The organism is Psychrobacter sp. W2-37-MNA-CIBAN-0211, assembly GCF_040309405.1.
Lineage (GTDB): Bacteria > Pseudomonadota > Gammaproteobacteria > Pseudomonadales > Moraxellaceae > Psychrobacter > Psychrobacter glaciei.
Window position 1 is genome coordinate 1 of sequence record NZ_JBEOOU010000491.1, and the last position, 244, is coordinate 244.

Sequence of the window (244 nt, forward strand, 5' to 3'; positions counted from 1 at the left end):
GTGTCACCCAGTGCAGACACCTGTGACGGTAAAGTTCACTTCACCCCAGCTAATTTAGTTGATAAATTACACCGCAGTATTGAACCTGTCACTACCGGCAATATTTTGCAGGCGACATTTAATAACGACCGCTATTTTAAGCATCATCAACATTTGCCAGAACACGCAAGCTTTGGTGATGAAGGAGCAGCTAATCATACTCGACTATGTTCTGAATATGGTCATGCTGGCGTTGAATTATTTG

General features: G+C 42.6%; 1 protein-coding gene. It reads left to right on the plus strand.

Annotated elements, in window-relative coordinates; all coding sequences use genetic code 11:
* Window positions 1-244, plus strand: a 244-nt coding sequence (locus AAEY72_RS16010) for an N-succinylarginine dihydrolase (RefSeq protein ID WP_352311650.1), incomplete at both ends; no start/stop codon positions are given.